Here is a 16,476-nt window from a genome sequence, read left to right as displayed (position 1 = left end):
TTCGCACGCCCGGGCCGTTTTCATGTCAGCGGCTGCGCCAGGTGGTCGGCCACAGGTCGGCGGGCACGCCCCAGCATTCGCGCATCTCGCGCTCGGCCTTCAGCACGAAGGCGCGGCCGGCCCAGACCCAGGTCGAGGCCACGCCGCAGTCGCCGAGGCCGCGCCCCTTGTCGAAGGCGGTCAGGGTGCGGCTGGCCGGATCGTAGCGGCTGTTGACGACCTCGGCGGTCGGCTTGCGTGAGGTGGGGAAGATCACGGGGGCGGGATCGACGCCGCCCCGGCCGGTGATGAAATAGCGGAAGCTGAAATTATAGGACCCCGCGAAACAGGGCAGGCCCCACAACTCGCGGTCCTCCGACAGGCGGTCGATGGTGACGCCGCTCTGGAAGGCGGCGCTGAACGCGGTGTCGGATCGGCACTGTTTGACGTCGGCGCGGGCCTCGAAGGCGGCGGGCAGGACCGGCCGGGGCAGGCCGGTCTGGGCGATGGCGGGGGCGGGCGTGACGCTCGGCAAGGCCGGGGCGGCGGCGGCTGCGGCGGGCCTGCGGCCGCGCCGGACCAGGGCGGCGGTCGTGCCCAACCGGCCCTGGCGGTCATCGATCCACGACAGGGCCGCGGAGGCGCCGGACAGGGAGACCGGCACGCGCTCCCCGCCGTCGGTCAGGGTCAGGCGGCGCCCCGAGGTCAGGGCCTTCACGGCGGGCAGGGGCTGTCGACGGATCACGCCGAAAGAACCCTTCGCGTCGGTCGGCGCCGAGGCCGTGTCGGTGACGAAGCGCCGACCGTCGACCTCCAGCGCCAGCGCGCCGGGCGCTGCGCCGTCGCCGGGGAAACCGGCGGCGATCTCGGGTCGGGCGCCGGGGCCGGGGGCCAGGCTGACCCGAACCCAGCCGCTCTGTCCTTCCGGCGCGGATCCCAGGGCGAAACAGGCGTTGCCGTTGTCACAGACCGCCAGCCAGTCGCGGAATTTGCGGGTTTCGGTGTGGGACCTCGCCGTCTGGGCCGGGGTCGCCGCCGCCACGGGCGCCGCGCCGTCCTTTTCGCCTTCCTGACAGGCGGCCAGCGCGACGGCCGTCAAGGCGAGGGCGGCGACGAGCGGAGGCTGGAGGGACGACATGGATCGCGTCTCGCGAAACGGAGCGGGTCCGCCATGAACGGTCGGGCCCGCCGCCGGTTCAGGCCCCGGGGGCAGTTTTCGGACGGGGCAGGGGGTTCCAGCCGCTCAACCTTTGCGCCCGCGCGCGCGCCTCGCTATACCGCCCGCACGTATTCCTTACCCAGATTGAGAGACAGAGGCAGAGCATGGCCAAGATCAAGGTCGCCAACCCCATCGTGGACATCGACGGCGACGAAATGACCCGGATCATCTGGCAGATGATCAAGGACAAACTGGTCTTCCCCTATCTGGACCTGGACCTCGACTACTACGACCTCGGCATGGAAAACCGCGACGCCACCGACGACCAGGTGACGATCGACGCGGCCCACGCGATCCAGAAGCACGGCGTCGGCGTCAAGTGCGCCACCATCACGCCGGACGAAGCCCGCGTCGCCGAGTTCGGCCTGAAGAAGATGTGGAAGTCGCCGAACGGCACCATCCGCAACATCCTGGGCGGCGTCGTCTTCCGCGAGCCGATCATCTGCGACAACGTTCCGCGTCTGGTCCCCGGCTGGACCCAGCCCATCGTCGTCGGCCGTCACGCCTTCGGCGACCAGTACAAGGCCACGGACTTCCTGGTCCCCGGCCCGGGCAAGCTGACCATGAAGTGGGTCGGCGCCAACGGCGAGGAACAGAACTACGAAGTCTTCGACTTCCCCTCGGCCGGCGTGGCCATGGGCATGTACAACCTCGACGACTCGATCACCGAGTTCGCTCGCGCCAGTTTCTCGTTCGGCCTGCAGCGTAACTACCCGGTCTATCTGTCGACCAAGAACACCATCCTGAAAGCCTACGACGGCCGCTTCAAGGACATCTTCCAGAAGGTGTTCGACGAAGAATTCGCCGCCGAGTTCAAGGCCAAGGGCCTGACCTATGAGCACCGCCTGATCGACGACATGGTGGCCGCGGCCATCAAGTGGTCGGGCGGCTTCGTCTGGGCGTGCAAGAACTACGACGGCGACGTTCAGTCGGACATTGTGGCCCAGGGCTTCGGCTCGCTGGGCCTGATGACCTCGGTGCTGATGACGCCGGACGGCAAGGTGCTGGAATCGGAAGCCGCCCACGGCACCGTGACCCGTCACTACCGCCAGCATCAGAAGGGCGAGGCCACCTCGACCAACTCGATCGCCTCGATCTACGCCTGGACGCGCGGCTTCTCGCACCGCGCCAAGCTGGACGACAACGCCGAGCTGGCCCAGTTCGCCGCCACCCTGGAACGTGTCGTGGTCGAGACCGTCGAGTCGGGCTTCATGACCAAGGACTTGGCCCTGCTGGTCGGCGACCAACAGTCGTGGCTGACCACCGAGGGCTTCCTCGACAAGGTCTCCGACAACCTGCGCGCCGCCCTGCCGCACATCGGCTAAGGGCGCTACCGCGCTTCGCGCTGCTTGAGCGCGTGGGCGTGATCATCGAGGCCCGCTGGAGAAATCCGGCGGGCCTTTTTGTTGTCCGCTCTTCCACTCGCCGCGTCTCTCCCAACCGCCGTCATCCTCGGACTTGATCCGAGGATCCAGCGCAGGGGCGCGTTCCTCCTCGCTGAGGTCGCGCAGGCGGACGACCCGATCCTCGGGTCCAGCCCGAGGATGACGGCAGCGCGTGTGTGTCGATCTTCTCTTCCGTCACCCCGGACGACCCGAAGGGGCGATCCGGGACCCAGGCGCTGGACTGGGCAGGGGCGCGGCAGGCCAGACGCCTGGGGTCCGGGTTCGCTTCGCGCCCCGGAATGACGGCGGAGTGAAACGCTGAGCTTGAGCCCCTCCACGAACCATGCCCTTAATGTCCTTGGGGGTTTTCGAGGTCGTGTCGTCACATGTCGCTTACCCGTCGCGTTCGTAAGGCAGGGGAGGGCCGATGAACCAGAAACTGATCCTTCGACTGGGGGGCGCCGCCGTGGCGGTGTTCGTCCTGGCCTACGCCGCATCGCCGCTGCTGGCGGCGCGGTCGCTCGTTCAGGCCGCCAAGACCGGCGACGAGAAGGCGCTGGAACGCCAGGTCGATTTTCCCGCCTTCCGCGCCAGCCTGAAGGACGAACTGAGCGCCCGCATGGTGAGCGAGATGCGCAAGGACGGCCGCCTGGGCGGCCTGTCGGGTCTGGGCATGCTGTTGGCCCCGACCCTGGTCGGCGGGGCGGTCGACGCCTTGGTCACGCCCCAGGCCATTTCCATAATGGTGCGCGAGGGCGAGGCGCCCAAGCCTGACCTCGTGAAGTCGGCGCCGACCGAACCCAAGGCCGCCAAGACCCGGGTGCGCCAGTCCTGGGGGTACCGCGACCTCGACACCTTCGCCGTCACCCTGACCCGCGACGACCAGCCGGACGAGCAGGTCTCCCTGCTGATGAAGCGCCGCAACCTGTTCGGCTGGAAGCTGGCGGGGATTGATCTGAGCGAGCCCACTTAATTCCGCTCATCCCCGCGGAGGCGGGGACCCAGACCTTTGGCTGCGAGCGCAAACAGCCAACGATGTCGCGTGAGGCTCTTACTGGGTCCCCGCCTCCGCGGGGATGAGCGGATGATTGGTGATCAGCCAAGAAAAAGGGCGGCGCATCCGATGCGCCGCCCTTTCCTGTTTCAGCTCTGAGCGCAATCAGCCCTTCAGAGCAGCCCGGATGGCGTCCAGACCGGCTTCGGCCTTGGCACCGTCCGGGGCGCCGCCCTGGGCGAAGTCGGGCTTGCCGCCCGCGCCCTTGCCGCCCATGGCGATGACGGCGTCGCGGGCCAGATCAGCCGCGTTGACCTTCCCTGATTCTGGGCCCGCCATGTCAGGGGTCACGGCCACCGTGATGGCCGCCTTGCCGTCGGTGACGCCGACCAGGGCGACGACGCCGGAGCCGATCTGCTTCTTGAAGTCCTCGGCCACGCCGCGCAGGCCCTTGCCGTCCACGCCGTCCAGGACGCGGGCGATCAGGGTGACGCCGTTGATGGTTTCCGGGGCCGCATTGGCGCCCGCGCCGCCGCCGAGGGCCAGTTGCTTCTTCAGGTCGGCGACCTGCTTCTCCAGCGCCTTGCGTTCAGCGCTCAGGGCCTCGACCCGGGCCGGAACGTCGGCGGTCTGGATCTTGAAGCCCTGGGCCAGCGAACGGGCGACATTGGCCTGGGCCAGCAGGAACTGACGCGCGGCCTCGCCGGTCAGAGCCTCGATGCGGCGGACGCCGGCGGCGACGCCGCCTTCCGACACGATCTTGAACAGGGCGATGTCGCCGGTGCGGGCGACGTGGGTGCCGCCGCACAGTTCAACCGAATAGGCGCCCTCGCCTGACAGGGCGTGGCCCAGGGTCAGGACGCGGACCTCGTCGCCGTACTTCTCGCCGAACAGGGCGACGGCGCCGGCCTCGATGGCGGCTTCGGGGTGCATCAACTGGGTCGTGGTCGGCAGGTTCTGGCGGATGACCGCGTTCACCTCGTCCTCGATCCGGGCCAGTTCGTCCTCTGTCACCGGGGCGTTGTGGCTGAAGTCGAAGCGCATGCGCTCAGAATCGACCATCTGGCCCTTCTGGGCGACGTGTGGGCCGAGCACGTTCTTCAGCGCCGCATGCAGCAGGTGGGCGGCCGAGTGGTTGGCGCGGGTCGTCGGGCGCGAGCCCGGCTCGACCGTAGCCGTCACCGTGGCGCCGACCGTCAGGGCCGCGCCCTGGGCCACCTGGACCGCGTGGACGAACAGGTCGGCGTGCTTCTTGGTGTCCAGCACGCGGCCTTCGCCGTTGGTCCAGACGAAGACGCCCTTGTCGCCGGCCTGACCGCCGCCTTCGGCGTAGAAGGGGGTCTGGTTCAGCACGACCTCGACCACCTCGCCGGCCTCGGCGGCGTCCACCGCGACGCCGTCCTTCAGGATGGCGACGACCTGGCCCTCGCCGGTTTCCGACTCATAGCCGGTGAACTGGGTCACGCCGTGCTGGTCGCGCAAGCTCAGCCAGGCGCCGGCCGAAGCCGTCTGGCCCGAGCCGGTCCAGTGTTCGCGCGAGCGGGCGCGCTGCTCGTCCATGGCGGCTTCAAACCCGGCGACGTTGACCGAGAAGCCGCGACGACGGGCCTCGTCCTGCGTCAGGTCCAGCGGGAAGCCGTAGGTGTCGTAGAGGGCGAAGGCCGTCTGGCCGTCCAGCATATCGCCGGGCTTGAAGCCGGTCGTCGCCTGGTCGAACAGGTTCATGCCGCGACCCAGCGTGGTGCGGAAGCGAATCTCTTCCTGCTTCAGCGTGTCCTCGATGAAGGCCTGGGCGCGGCGCAGTTCGGGATAGGCCTCGCCCATCTCCTCGACCAGGGTCGGCACCAGACGGTGCATCAGCGGGTCCGACGACCCCAGCAGGTGAGCATGGCGCATGGCGCGGCGCATGATGCGGCGCAGGACATAGCCGCGACCCTCGTTCGAGGGGGTGACGCCGTCGGCGATCAGGAAGGAGGACGAGCGCAGGTGGTCGGCGATGACGCGGTGGCTGGGGGCGCGCTCGCCCTCGGCCTTGGTCGAGGTCAGTTCTTCCGAGGCGCCGATCAGGCTGCGGAACAGGTCGACGTCGTAGTTGGAGTGGACGCCCTGCAGCACGGCGGCGATGCGCTCCAGGCCCATGCCGGTGTCGACGCTGGGCTTGGGAAGGTCGCGAACGATCTTATCGTTCTCCTTCTCGTACTGCATGAAGACGTTGTTCCAGATCTCCACGAAGCGGTCGCCGTCTTCGTCAGGCGAGCCCGGAGGGCCGCCGAAGATGTGGTCGCCGTGGTCGTAGAAGATTTCCGTGCACGGACCGCACGGGCCGCTGTCGCCCATGGCCCAGAAGTTGTCGGCCGTCGGGATGCGGATGATCTTGTCGTCCGAGAAGCCGGTGACCTTCTTCCAGATGTCAAAGGCTTCGTCGTCGGTGTGATAGACGGTGACCAGCAGGCGGTTGGCGTCGAGGCCGAATTCCTTGGTCAGCAGGCCCCAGGCGCTCTCGATGGCGTGGTCCTTGAAGTAGTCGCCGAACGAGAAGTTGCCGAGCATTTCAAAGAAGGTGTGGTGACGCGCGGTGTAGCCGACGTTGTCCAGGTCGTTGTGCTTGCCGCCGGCGCGCACGCACTTCTGCGACGAGGTGGCGCGCTTGTAGGGAGGGGTGGCGGCGCCGGTGAAATAGTCCTTGAACGGCACCATGCCCGCGTTGACGAACAGCAGGGTCGGGTCGTTCTGCGGCACCAGCGGAGCCGACTGCACCTTCTCGTGGCCGTCCGCGGCGAAGTAGTCGAGGAAGGTGGAGCGGATCTGTTTCAGGCTGGTCATGGGCGTATCGCTCTAAGGAATTCGGACGCGCGGGGAGAATGTCGGAACGGGCGTCATATAGGGGTTTTGCCCCGAACGCATCACCCGCACGTGATCGCGCGGGGGCGCTGGGCTTTTTCCTCCCCATTCCATGGGGAGGGGGACCGCGTAGCGGTGGAGGGGGCGGCACAGAGGTCAGCCCGTTGAGACGCCCCCTCCGTCTCGCCGGCTTCGCCGCCGATCCACCTCCCCATCGCTCCGCGACAGGGAGGAAAGCTGTTGTCAGTCGTGCAGCCGTTCGGCCGAAACAATGACCCCGTCGCCATCGGCATAGAGCCAGTCGCCGGGGGTGAAGATGACCCCGCCAAAGCTGATGGCGATGTCGATTTCGCCGATGCCGTCGCGGTCGGCGCGCAGGGGGACTGTGCCCAGGGCCTTGACGCCCACCTCCATGGTGTTCAGCACGCTGGTGTCGCGGACGGCGCCGTGGACGATGATCCCGGCCCAGCCGTTGTCGATGGCCAGCCCAGCCAGGTTGTCGCCGACCAGGGCGCGCTTCAGCGACCCGCCGCCATTGACCACCAGAACCGCGCCCTGACCGGGGCGCTCCAGCGCCTGGCGGACCAGGGCGTTGTCGTCGAGCACGCTGAGGGTGCGGATCGGTCCGTGAAAGGCCGCGACCTTGCCGAAGCTTCGGAACGGGGTCTGGCAGACCTTCACCGCGTCGGGGTGGGCGTCGCACAGGTCGGCGGTGGCGATGGTCATGGGAGGCTCCGGTTTTTCGCGGCTCAGCTTGCCCGGAGGGCCGCGCCTCGAACAGTCGGCGCGGCGACAAAAAAAGCCGGTTGGATGCGGATCGGAGAGCGTTCCGTCTTTCTTGACCGTCATTCCGGGGCGCGAAGCGAACCCGGAACCCAGGCGTCTGACATTTCTCCGTCCATGCCATTGGGGCCGACGCCTGGACCCCGGATCGTCCCTTCGGGCCGTCCGGGGTGACGGCCGAGGGACTGCTCGAACAGGGGCGCAAGGCACCCCCGATGCGGATCGGGGCGGCCATTGCCCCAAACAAAAAGAGGCCCGCCCGATGCGGATCGGGCGGCCATCCCCCAGACAAAAAGAGGCCCGCCCGATGCGGATCGGGCGGGCCGGCTCCGTCCGGCCCGAGCCCCGCGGGGTCGTTCGGCGGGTCGCGGGGGACGGCGGACGGAGTAGCTGGCGGAGGGGCTGGATCAGCCCTCCGGATTCACCCTTCCAGATCTTGGCCTTCATCGGGCTCGGGCGTGCCCAGCAACTCGTCGGCGATCTTGTTGGTGGAGGCGCGCACCGCCGCCTCGATGGAGGCGGCCATGTCGGGGTTCTGTTTCAGGAACTCGCGCACGTTCTCGCGGCCCTGGCCGATGCGGATCGAGTCATAGCTGAACCAGCTGCCGGCCTTGTCGATGACCCCGGCCTTGACCCCCAGGTCGATGATCTCGCCCAGTTTGGAGATGCCTTCGCCGTACATGATGTCGAAGATGACCTCGCGGAACGGCGGGGCGACCTTGTTCTTGACCACCTTGACGCGGGTGGTGTTGCCGACGACCTCGTCGCGGTTCTTGATCGCGCCGGTGCGGCGGATGTCGAGGCGGACCGAGGCGTAGAATTTCAGCGCATTGCCGCCGGTCGTCGTTTCCGGCGAACCGTACATGACCCCGATCTTGTGGCGGATCTGGTTGATGAACAGGACAATGCAGTTCGACTTGGAGATCGAGGCGGTCAGCTTGCGCAGCGCCTGGCTCATCAGGCGGGCCTGCAGGCCGGGCAGGCTGTCGCCCATCTCGCCTTCGATTTCGGCGCGCGGCGTCAGAGCGGCGACCGAGTCAACCACGACGATGTCCACGGCGCCCGAGCGCACCAGGGTGTCGACGATCTCCAGCGCCTGCTCGCCCGTGTCGGGCTGCGACACCAGCAGGTCGTCCAGATTGACGCCCAGCTTCTGGGCGTAGCCGGGATCCAGCGCGTGTTCGGCGTCGACGAAGGCGGCGGTGCCGCCGGCCTTCTGGATTTCGGCCACGGTGTGCAGGGCCAGGGTGGTCTTGCCCGAGGATTCAGGGCCGAACACCTCGATGACGCGTCCGCGCGGCAGACCGCCGATGCCGAGCGCCATGTCGAGGCCGAGCGAGCCGGTCGAGACGCTGGCGATTTCCACCGCCACGCCGCCCTTGCCCAGTTTCATCACCGAGCCCTTGCCGAAGGCGCGATCGATCTGCGCGATCGCCGCCTCCAGAGCGCGTTGCTTTTCGCCGTCTTCTTTACCCACGAGCTTCAATGCCGCCTGTGCCATTGGTTTTCTCTCCCTTGCCATGATTCCATTCTGGGCTTTGGGAGAGACCCGCCAAGGACCCGCTCCCTCTGTGAGACGGACTATGTGCATGGTTTGTTCTGGTTCACAAGATGTTCTCATTTACAGCGGTGAGAACGGTTGTGGCCTACGACCGTTTCTGACGTTTCCTGTGTCGGTTCCAGAAGGGCGCGGCGTCGTGGAAACGCCGGGTGGCCTTGACGGCGTCGGCCAGCAGGGCGGCTTCGGCGCGCTCGCGACGGCCGATGACGCGCCCGGCGGCGAAGGCGACGGGGGGGTCGTCCAGATGGGCCTCGCCGGGGATTCGGTCGCGCGCCACGGCCAGATCGTTGAGGGTGCCGAGCGTGTCCTGCATCCGTTCCAGCGCCTTCAGATAGCCGGCGCGGCGGCGCCGGGCGGGGAAGAGGTCGGCGAAGAATTCGGCGGCGTAGCGCAGACGTTTGGCGCGGATGCGCAGGTGGTGGCGGCTGTCGGCGTCCTGCCCGGCCAGGTCCCGGCCGCGGCGCTCGACCTGACGGTGCAGCCGGTCCAGGGCCGTCCGGGCGAACCGCTCGACCGGGGCGTCGGGCAGGGCGGCCGTCTCGATCCAGGCGGTCGTCTCCAGCATCATCAGGCCGTAGCGCGACGACCCTATGGCCGCGAGGGCGCGGTCGTAGGCCTGGCCCCGGGCGGCCAGCAGGCGGCGACCCAGCGGGACGAGATCCGGCGAGGGCGCGTCCACAACGGTCGGGTGGAAGACGTCGCGGATGAAGACGTCCAGATCGCGCGCGGCGTCGGTCTCGCGCGCGAGCCATTTCAGCTCGGTCTCGATCCGCTCGCGGTCCGCCTCGGCCAGCAGGGGCTGGAAGACGGCGACGACGGCGCGCAGTCGGCGCAGGCCGACGCGCAACTGATGCACCGCCTCGGGACGGCGCACGACGCGCAGCAGTTCGGCGTTGGCTGAAACCTGGGCCAGACAGGCCATGGCCAGGCGGCGAAAGGCCGGCGCCGCGGTCATCTCGGGCGTCAGGGGCGCGGGCGTGGGCGGACGCGGCTTCCGGCTCGCGCCGTCGGCCAGCCGCCAGCCGCGCTCGGCCTTGCTTTCGAACACCGGGACGATGGCCAGGTCGCGCGCCAGCCGCCGGGCCAGGGCGAACAGGGCGGAGGGCTCGCCCGCCTTCAGCTCCAGCTCCAGCTCGTAGATCGGCTCGCGCCGCTCGCCTACCGACAGGTCGCCCGCGTCGAAGGCGACCTCGATCAGGGCGCCGTCCAGGCGGACCATGTGCACCCGGCGCACGACGGTCGTGGCGAAGCGGGGCGACAGGTCGCGCCGGCGGCCCTTCAGCAGTCTGTGTGCGGGCGTGGCCTTGAGCGCGGCGAGGTCCAGGGCTTCGGAGGCGACGGGGGCCTCCCACTCGTCGCGCGCGGTCTGGCCGGGGGCGGTCTGGCGCTTCAGCGTCTGGACGAAGCCGTCGCCGGTCGCGCGTACCCGCAGGCCGAAGCCGGCGGCGCGCAGCAGGCCGTCGGGGGTGTCGAAATAGACCGAGCGCAGGTGGTCCGTCCGCTGCTCGCCCTGCAGCGCCGGATGGCCCGACAGGCGCACGACCGCGCCGGGGCCGAGCCGGAACTTCAGTTCGGTTTCGATCGCGGGAGCCGTCATGCGCCGCCCTGTCCTGTCCGAAGCTCCATTATGAAGCGGCGGCGGTCTCTAGCCTAATCCCAGGCCCCGGGGCGGGGTTGCAACGGAATTCGCCCGTCCGGTGATCCACGGCCAAGGTGGCGCGTTAGGTCGGGATGACCGAGATCACGCCGCCCGCCAAACCCGCCGTCCTGATCATTCGCAATGCGCGCATGGCCGACGTCACCGCCATCAACGCCCTGGTGGCGCGCGTCTACAAGGACATGCCGCCCTATACGCCCGGCATGCTGCGGGGACAGATCGCCACCTATCCCGACGGCCAGTTCGTGGTCGAGTTCGAGGGCGAGATCGTCGGCTACGCCGCCAGCTTCCGCATCGACGAGAAGACGGCGATGGGGCCGCACACCTGGGTCGAGATTACCGGCGGCGGCTATGGCGCGCGGCACGATCCGCAGGGCGAATGGCTCTACGGGATGGAGGTCTGCGTCGACCCCGCCCGGCGGCGCCTGCGCATCGGCCAGCGCCTCTACGACGCGCGGCGCGACCTGTGCGAGGCGCAGAACCTGAAGGGGATCGTCTTTGGCGGGCGGATGCCGGGCCTGTCGCGGCGCAAGACCGCCTATCCCGATCCGCGCGACTATCTGGACGCGGTGGCGGCGCGCAAGCTGAACGACCCGGTGATCGGATTTCACCTGCGCTCGGGATTCGAGCCGATCGGGGTGCTGAAGAACTATCTGACCTCCGACACGGCCTCGATGGGCCACGCCGCCCACATGATCTGGCGCAACCCCTATTATCTGCCGGCGACCGGCAAGGGGGCGGCCTTCGCCGTCAAGGAGACGGTGCGGGTGGCCACCGTCCAGCTGCAGATGCGCAAGGTCGCCAGCTTCGAGGAGTTCATCGACAACGTTGAATATTTCGTCGACGTGGTGTCGGACTATCGCGCCGACTTCGTGGTGTTTCCCGAGCTGTTCACCCTGCAGCTTCTGTCGCTGGCGCAGAAGAAGCTGACCCCGGCGGAGTCCATCGAGGCCCTGACGCGTTACACGCCCCGCTTCGTCGAGGAGATGCGCAAGCTGGCGGTCGGCTACAATGTCAACATCATCGGCGGCTCGCACCCGACGCGGGCCGAGGACGGCGACATCCACAACGTCGCCTATGTCTTCCTGCGCGATGGCTCGGTGCACGAGCAGGAGAAGCTGCACCCGACCCCGAACGAGCGTCACTGGTGGAACATCAAGGGCGGCGACCGCGTCCACGCCATCTCCACCGACTGCGGCCCGATCGGAGTGATGATCTGCTATGATTCCGAGTTCCCGGAATTGGCGCGGCGCCTGGCCGACGAGGGCGCGCGCATCCTGTTCGTGCCCTTCTGCACCGACAATCGCCAGGGCTATCTGCGGGTGCGCTACTGCTCGCAGGCGCGGGCGGTCGAGAACCAGTGCTACGTCGTGCTGTCGGGCAATGTCGGCAACCTGCCCAATGTCGAGAACATGGACATCCAGTACGCCCAGTCCTGCATCCTGACGCCGTGCGACTTCCCCTTCGCGCGCGACGGGGTGGCGGCCGAGGCCTCGGAGAACGTCGAGACGGTGACGGTGGCGGATCTGGACCTGTCGGACCTGGCCTGGGCCAAGGCGCAGGGGACGGTGCGCAACCTGCGCGACCGTCGCTTCGACCTCTACAAGACGGTGTGGGCCGACGGGGGGTGATCCTCACCACGCCGGGATCCAGCCCTTTGGCCAAGGGCGGGACGTTTGAAACGCAGCCAATTCAGTAGCCAAAGGACTGGCCCCCGGCGTCCGCCGGGGGGAGCGGAGGTTAGTGGGGCCGCTACTCTGGCTTCCGCGCCGGACTGTCGCGGAAGCGCGGGGCAGGGGCGGGCTGAACGACGCCCTGGGCGGTGACGAAGGCGCCTCGAGCCCGATTGTGCGGATGCGCCGGCGCCTCGGCCATCGACAGGACGGGGGCGACGCAGGCCTGCAGCGCCTCGGGATCAGCGCACCAATCGTCGCGCGTGCGGGTGCGGAAGACGTCGGCCAGTCGCTCCTTCAGCGCGGGCCAGGCGGCGGGGTCGAAGGGGGCGGCGAAGGCGGGGTCGCCGGTCAGCCCCGTCAGGCGAAGGAGCGCGGCGTAGAAGGGCGGCTCGATGGCCCCGACCGCCAGATGTTTGCCGTCGGCGGTCTCATAGGTCTCGTAGAAATGGGCCCCGGTGTCGAGCAGGTTGACCCCGCGTTCGTCGCGCCAGGTCAGGGAACTGGGCAGCGGGGCGGGCAGGGTCTGGCGAAAGCCCCAGATCATGCTCATCAGCAGGGCCGAACCCTCGCTCATGGCGCAGTCGATGACGTCGCCGCGCCCGCTGCGCTGGGCCTTGAGCAGACCGGCGACCATGCCGAAGGCCAGCAGCATCCCGCCGCCGCCGAAATCCCCGACCATGTTGATCGGCGGCGTCGGCTTCTCGCCCGCCCGACCGAAGGCGTGCAGCGCGCCGGACAGGGCGATGTAGTCGATGTCGTGGCCGGGCGCCGGGGCCAGCGGCCCGTCCTGGCCCCAGCCGGTCATGCGGCCGTAAACCAGGCGCGGATTGTCGGCCAGCAGCACCTCGGGGCCGAGGCCCAGCCGCTCCATGACGCCGGGGCGGAAGCCCTCGATCAGGCCGTCGGCGGTGCGCGCCAGATCGCGGACGCGGGCGGCGCCCTGGGGCGTCTTCAGGTCCGCCTCGACCAGACGGGCGCGGTTGCGGTTCAATGGGTCGCGCGGATCGGGCGCGACGCCGGGGCGGTGCACCAGGATCACCTCCGCCCCGTGGTCGGCCAGCATCATGCCGCCGAAGGGAGCCGGGCCAACGCCCGCCAGTTCGATGATGGTCAGGCCGTCGAGGGTTCTGCTCATGCCCCCACTCAAGCCGAGGCGGGCGGCCCCGTCCAGACCAGCCGGGACCGCCTTTCGGAGGGAGGCTTGACCTGAAGCCCTCCCCCGAGGGGGGAGGGTTGGGTGGGGGTGTCGGCAGGTCGTTTCCGATGAGGCTGCGGAGACGCCGCGTCTCCCGCGCCTGATCGGCGCCGTCGCGCCCTCACCCCCATCCCCGACCCTTCCCCCCTCGAGGGGGAAGGGGGCGATAAGGGCCTAAGCCGCCCGGTTCTTCACCAGGTCGTCGACGACCGAAGGGTCGGCCAGGGTCGAGGTGTCGCCCAGGGCGCCCAGTTCGTTCTCGGCGATCTTGCGCAGGATGCGCCGCATGATCTTGCCCGAGCGGGTCTTGGGCAGGCCCGGCGCCCACTGGATGACGTCGGGGGCGGCGATGGGGCTGATCTCCTCGCGCACCTGGGCGATCAGTTCCTTGCGCAGCGCCTCGGTCGGCTCGACCCCCTTGTTCAGGGTGACATAGGCGTAGATGCCCTGCCCCTTGATGTCGTGGGGGAAGCCGACCACGGCGGCCTCGGCCACCGCTTCGTGCAGGACCAGGGCGCTCTCGACCTCGGCGGTGCCCATGCGGTGGCCCGAGACGTTGATCACGTCATCGACCCGGCCGGTGATCCAGTAGTAGCCGTCGGCGTCGCGGCGGCAGCCGTCGCCGGTGAAATACTTGCCCGGATAGGTCGAGAAATAGGTCTCGAAGAAACGCTGGTGGTCGCCATAGACGCTGCGCATCTGGCCCGGCCAGCTGTCGGTGATGACGAGGTTGCCCTCGGTCGCGCCCTCCAGCACCTCGCCGTCGGCATCGACGATCTGCAGCTCGACGCCGGGCAGGGGCTTGGTGGCCGAGCCGGGCTTCAGGTCCGTCGCGCCCGGCAGGGGCGAGATCAGGACGCCGCCGGTCTCCGTCTGCCACCAGGTGTCGACGATGGGCAGGCGGCCCTCGCCGACGACCTCATGATACCAGCGCCAGGCCTCGGGATTGATCGGCTCGCCGACCGAACCCAGCAGGCGAAGCGACTTGCGGCTGGTGGCTTTCACCGGGGCGTCGCCCTCGCGCATCAGCGAGCGCAGGGCGGTGGGGGCGGTGTAGAAGATCTCGACCTGATGCTTGTCGATGACCTCCCAGAAACGGCTGACGGTCGGATAGTTGGGCACGCCCTCGAACAGCAGGGTCGTGGCGCCGTTGGCCAGCGGGCCATAGACTCCATAGGAGTGACCCGTCACCCAGCCCACGTCGGCGGTGCACCAGAAGACCTCTCCGGGCCGATAATCAAAGACCAGTTCGTGGGTGTAGCTGGCCCAGAACAGATAGCCGCCCGTGGTGTGCAGCACGCCCTTGGGCTTTCCGGTCGAGCCCGAGGTGTAGAGGATGAACAGCGGGTCCTCGGCGTGCATCGGCTCGGGGTGGCAGTGGGCCGTGACCGCCCTCGTTTCGGTCTCGTAATCCAGATCGCGGCCCGCGACGAAGCCCACGTCCGCGCCGGTGTGGCGGATCAGCAGGACGCCGTCGACGCCCGACACCTTTTCCAGCGCCGTGTCGACATGGGCCTTGAGCGGCACCTTCTTGCCGCCGCGGCAGCCCTCGTCGGCGGTGATGACGAAGGTGGAGCCGCAGTCCTCGATGCGGCCGGCGATGCTGTCGGGCGAGAAGCCGCCGAAGACGACCGAATGGACCGCGCCGATGCGGGCGCAGGCCAGCATGGCGTAGGCCGCCTCGGGGATCATCGGCAGATAGATGGTGACGCGGTCGCCCTTCTGGACGCCGTTGGCCTTGAGCACATTGGCCATGCGGCAGACGCGTTCGTGCAGTTGGCCGTAGGTGACGCGCTCGCTGTCGCTCGGCTCGTCGCCTTCCCAGATGATGGCGACATCGTTCGCGCGATGGGGCAGGTGGCGGTCGATGCACTCGGCCGAGACGTTCAGCACCCCGTCTTCGAACCAGCGGATGCGGAAGTCTTCCTTGTCGAAGCTGACGTCCTTGATCTTGGTCGGGAAGGTCATCCAGTCGAGGCGCCTGGCCTGTTCGCCCCAATAGGCGTCGGGGGTTTCGCGCGCCGCGATCCGGGCCGCCTCATAGGCGTCGCGGTCCATGTGGGCGCGGGCGGCCAGGTCGGCGGGGACGGGATAGAGTTCCGGATCAGACACGCGCGCATTCCTCCAGTTTCTTGTTTTTCAGAAGCCGTATTCGGCGAACAGGATCAGAGGGGACATGTCGCCGTCCAGTCCCGATTCCAGCTTGCGGTCAGCGAACATCAGTTCGGCCCCGACATCAAACGCCGATAGGGCGCGAACAGGCGCGCAGCCGCGCCGCCGGGCAGGCGGAATAGTCTCATGCCGTCATCCTCCCGGGTCCGTCTGATGCGAACCTCGAAAGCGCAGCATTCCGCGCGAGGGCGGTTTGCGGCCATTAGCCATTGGTCTAGTTTCGACCAAAGTCGGGGCGCGGCATGGTAGTGCCGTCACAGCGCGGCCTCGACCCGAATTAGAGAATCGCGCGCGGGAAGGACCTTCATGGATCGCATCGTCGTCGCCGACGACCACCCTCTGTTTCGGGCGGCGTTGAGATCGGCTGTCGAAAAGGCCGCGCCGGGCGCCGTGATCGCCGAATGCGCCAGTCTGGCCGAGGTGCAGACGATGCTGGCGGGCGATCCCGTCGACCTGCTGCTGCTGGACCTGAAACTGTCGGACAGCGAGGGGATGGCGGGCCTGACCCGCATCCGTACTGATCATCCCGCCGTGCCCGTCGCCGTGGTCTCGGCCAGCGAGGAGCCGCCTACGGTGAGGCGGGCGCTCGTGCTGGGCGCCGCCGGCTTCATTCCCAAGTCCGCCGCCCTGCCGGTCATGGTCGAGGCCATCGCCGCCATCCTGTCCGGCGACCACTGGGCCCCCGACGTGGGCGAGCCCGGACCCGAGGAAGGCGATCTGGAAGCCCGCATCGCCAGCCTGACGCCGTCGCAGCTGCGCATCCTCGAAGGCCTGAAGGCCGGGCGGCTGAACAAGCAGATCGCCTTCGACCTCGGCGTCACCGAGGCCACCATCAAGGCGCATCTGACCAGCGTCTTCCGCAAGCTGGGGGTGCACAACCGGACCCAGGCGGTGATCCTGGCCCAGTCGATCGACCTGTAAAATCTTCCTTCTCCCCTTGTGGGAGAAGGTGGCAGGCGAAGCCTGACGGATGAGGGGTGTCAGCGCCTCATCTGGAGGTGATCGCCGCCCGCC

11 protein-coding genes are annotated in these 16,476 nt (G+C 68.6%); 4 read left to right on the top strand and 7 right to left on the bottom strand.

Annotation, left to right across the window (positions count from 1 at the left end):
• Positions 1-25 precede the first annotated feature (25 nt).
• Positions 26-1,117 (bottom strand): DUF1176 domain-containing protein, encoded by a 1,092-nt coding sequence (locus tag AC1DJ5_RS01400; RefSeq protein WP_477019432.1) that lies wholly within the window; start codon positions 1,115-1,117, stop codon positions 26-28.
• Between the two features lie 185 nt (positions 1,118-1,302).
• On the opposite strand from AC1DJ5_RS01400, the gene AC1DJ5_RS01395 reads away from it, so the two are divergent.
• Together AC1DJ5_RS01395 and AC1DJ5_RS01390 are read left to right on the top strand one after the other, a co-directional pair.
• Positions 1,303-2,523 (top strand): NADP-dependent isocitrate dehydrogenase, encoded by a 1,221-nt coding sequence (locus tag AC1DJ5_RS01395; protein WP_477019431.1) that lies wholly within the window; start codon positions 1,303-1,305, stop codon positions 2,521-2,523.
• 487 nt (positions 2,524-3,010) lie between these two features.
• Positions 3,011-3,556, top strand: coding sequence for a DUF2939 domain-containing protein (locus AC1DJ5_RS01390; RefSeq protein ID WP_441454036.1), 546 nt, complete (start codon positions 3,011-3,013; stop codon positions 3,554-3,556).
• Between the two features lie 186 nt (positions 3,557-3,742).
• Here the strand turns inward: AC1DJ5_RS01390 and alaS are convergent, their stop codons facing one another.
• From alaS to AC1DJ5_RS01370, 4 genes are all read right to left on the bottom strand, one after another.
• Entirely contained in the window at positions 3,743-6,400 is a 2,658-nt protein-coding gene (gene alaS, locus AC1DJ5_RS01385) for an alanine--tRNA ligase (protein ID WP_477019430.1), read from the bottom strand.
• A gap of 261 nt (positions 6,401-6,661) precedes the next feature.
• Positions 6,662-7,144 (bottom strand): ribonuclease E activity regulator RraA, encoded by a 483-nt coding sequence (rraA, locus tag AC1DJ5_RS01380; RefSeq protein ID WP_477019429.1) that lies wholly within the window; start codon positions 7,142-7,144, stop codon positions 6,662-6,664.
• A gap of 478 nt (positions 7,145-7,622) precedes the next feature.
• Positions 7,623-8,702, bottom strand: a complete 1,080-nt coding sequence (gene recA / locus AC1DJ5_RS01375) for a recombinase RecA (RefSeq protein WP_441454031.1) — start codon at positions 8,700-8,702, stop codon at positions 7,623-7,625.
• A gap of 145 nt (positions 8,703-8,847) precedes the next feature.
• Positions 8,848-10,359: a CYTH and CHAD domain-containing protein gene (locus AC1DJ5_RS01370; RefSeq protein WP_477019428.1), complete on the bottom strand. Its 1,512-nt coding sequence runs from the start codon at positions 10,357-10,359 to the stop codon at positions 8,848-8,850.
• A gap of 134 nt (positions 10,360-10,493) precedes the next feature.
• Here AC1DJ5_RS01370 and AC1DJ5_RS01365 point away from each other — a divergent pair, with 134 nt between their 5' ends.
• Positions 10,494-12,050: a GNAT family N-acetyltransferase gene (locus tag AC1DJ5_RS01365; RefSeq protein ID WP_477019427.1), complete on the top strand. Its 1,557-nt coding sequence runs from the start codon at positions 10,494-10,496 to the stop codon at positions 12,048-12,050.
• A 121-nt stretch (positions 12,051-12,171) separates the two neighbouring features.
• On the opposite strand, the gene AC1DJ5_RS01360 is transcribed toward AC1DJ5_RS01365, so the two are convergent.
• Entirely contained in the window at positions 12,172-13,230 is a 1,059-nt protein-coding gene (locus AC1DJ5_RS01360) for a CaiB/BaiF CoA transferase family protein (protein WP_477019426.1), read from the bottom strand.
• 234 nt (positions 13,231-13,464) lie between these two features.
• On the bottom strand, positions 13,465-15,402 hold the full coding sequence (acs, locus tag AC1DJ5_RS01355; protein ID WP_477019425.1) for an acetate--CoA ligase: 1,938 nt from the start codon (positions 15,400-15,402) through the stop codon (positions 13,465-13,467).
• Positions 15,403-15,768: 366 nt separating this feature from the next.
• Between acs and AC1DJ5_RS01350 the strand changes: the two genes are divergently transcribed.
• Positions 15,769-16,383 (top strand): response regulator, encoded by a 615-nt coding sequence (locus AC1DJ5_RS01350; RefSeq protein ID WP_477019424.1) that lies wholly within the window; start codon positions 15,769-15,771, stop codon positions 16,381-16,383.
• Positions 16,384-16,476 lie beyond the last annotated feature (93 nt).

The sequence above is a fragment of the Brevundimonas sp. 01N35 genome (genome assembly GCF_056399785.1).
This window is presented reverse-complemented; position numbering and strand designations above follow the sequence as displayed.

Coding starts and splice junctions, on each gene's coding strand:
- AC1DJ5_RS01400 (WP_477019432.1), bottom strand. CDS start 1,117: ATGTCGTCCCTCCAGCCTCCGCTCGTCGCCGCCCTCGCCTTGACGGCC.
- AC1DJ5_RS01395 (WP_477019431.1), top strand. CDS start 1,303: ATGGCCAAGATCAAGGTCGCCAACCCCATCGTGGACATCGACGGCGAC.
- AC1DJ5_RS01390 (WP_441454036.1), top strand. CDS start 3,011: ATGAACCAGAAACTGATCCTTCGACTGGGGGGCGCCGCCGTGGCGGTG.
- alaS (WP_477019430.1), bottom strand. CDS start 6,400: ATGACCAGCCTGAAACAGATCCGCTCCACCTTCCTCGACTACTTCGCC.
- rraA (WP_477019429.1), bottom strand. CDS start 7,144: ATGACCATCGCCACCGCCGACCTGTGCGACGCCCACCCCGACGCGGTG.
- recA (WP_441454031.1), bottom strand. CDS start 8,702: ATGGCACAGGCGGCATTGAAGCTCGTGGGTAAAGAAGACGGCGAAAAG.
- AC1DJ5_RS01370 (WP_477019428.1), bottom strand. CDS start 10,359: ATGACGGCTCCCGCGATCGAAACCGAACTGAAGTTCCGGCTCGGCCCC.
- AC1DJ5_RS01365 (WP_477019427.1), top strand. CDS start 10,494: ATGACCGAGATCACGCCGCCCGCCAAACCCGCCGTCCTGATCATTCGC.
- AC1DJ5_RS01360 (WP_477019426.1), bottom strand. CDS start 13,230: ATGAGCAGAACCCTCGACGGCCTGACCATCATCGAACTGGCGGGCGTT.
- AC1DJ5_RS01350 (WP_477019424.1), top strand. CDS start 15,769: ATGGATCGCATCGTCGTCGCCGACGACCACCCTCTGTTTCGGGCGGCG.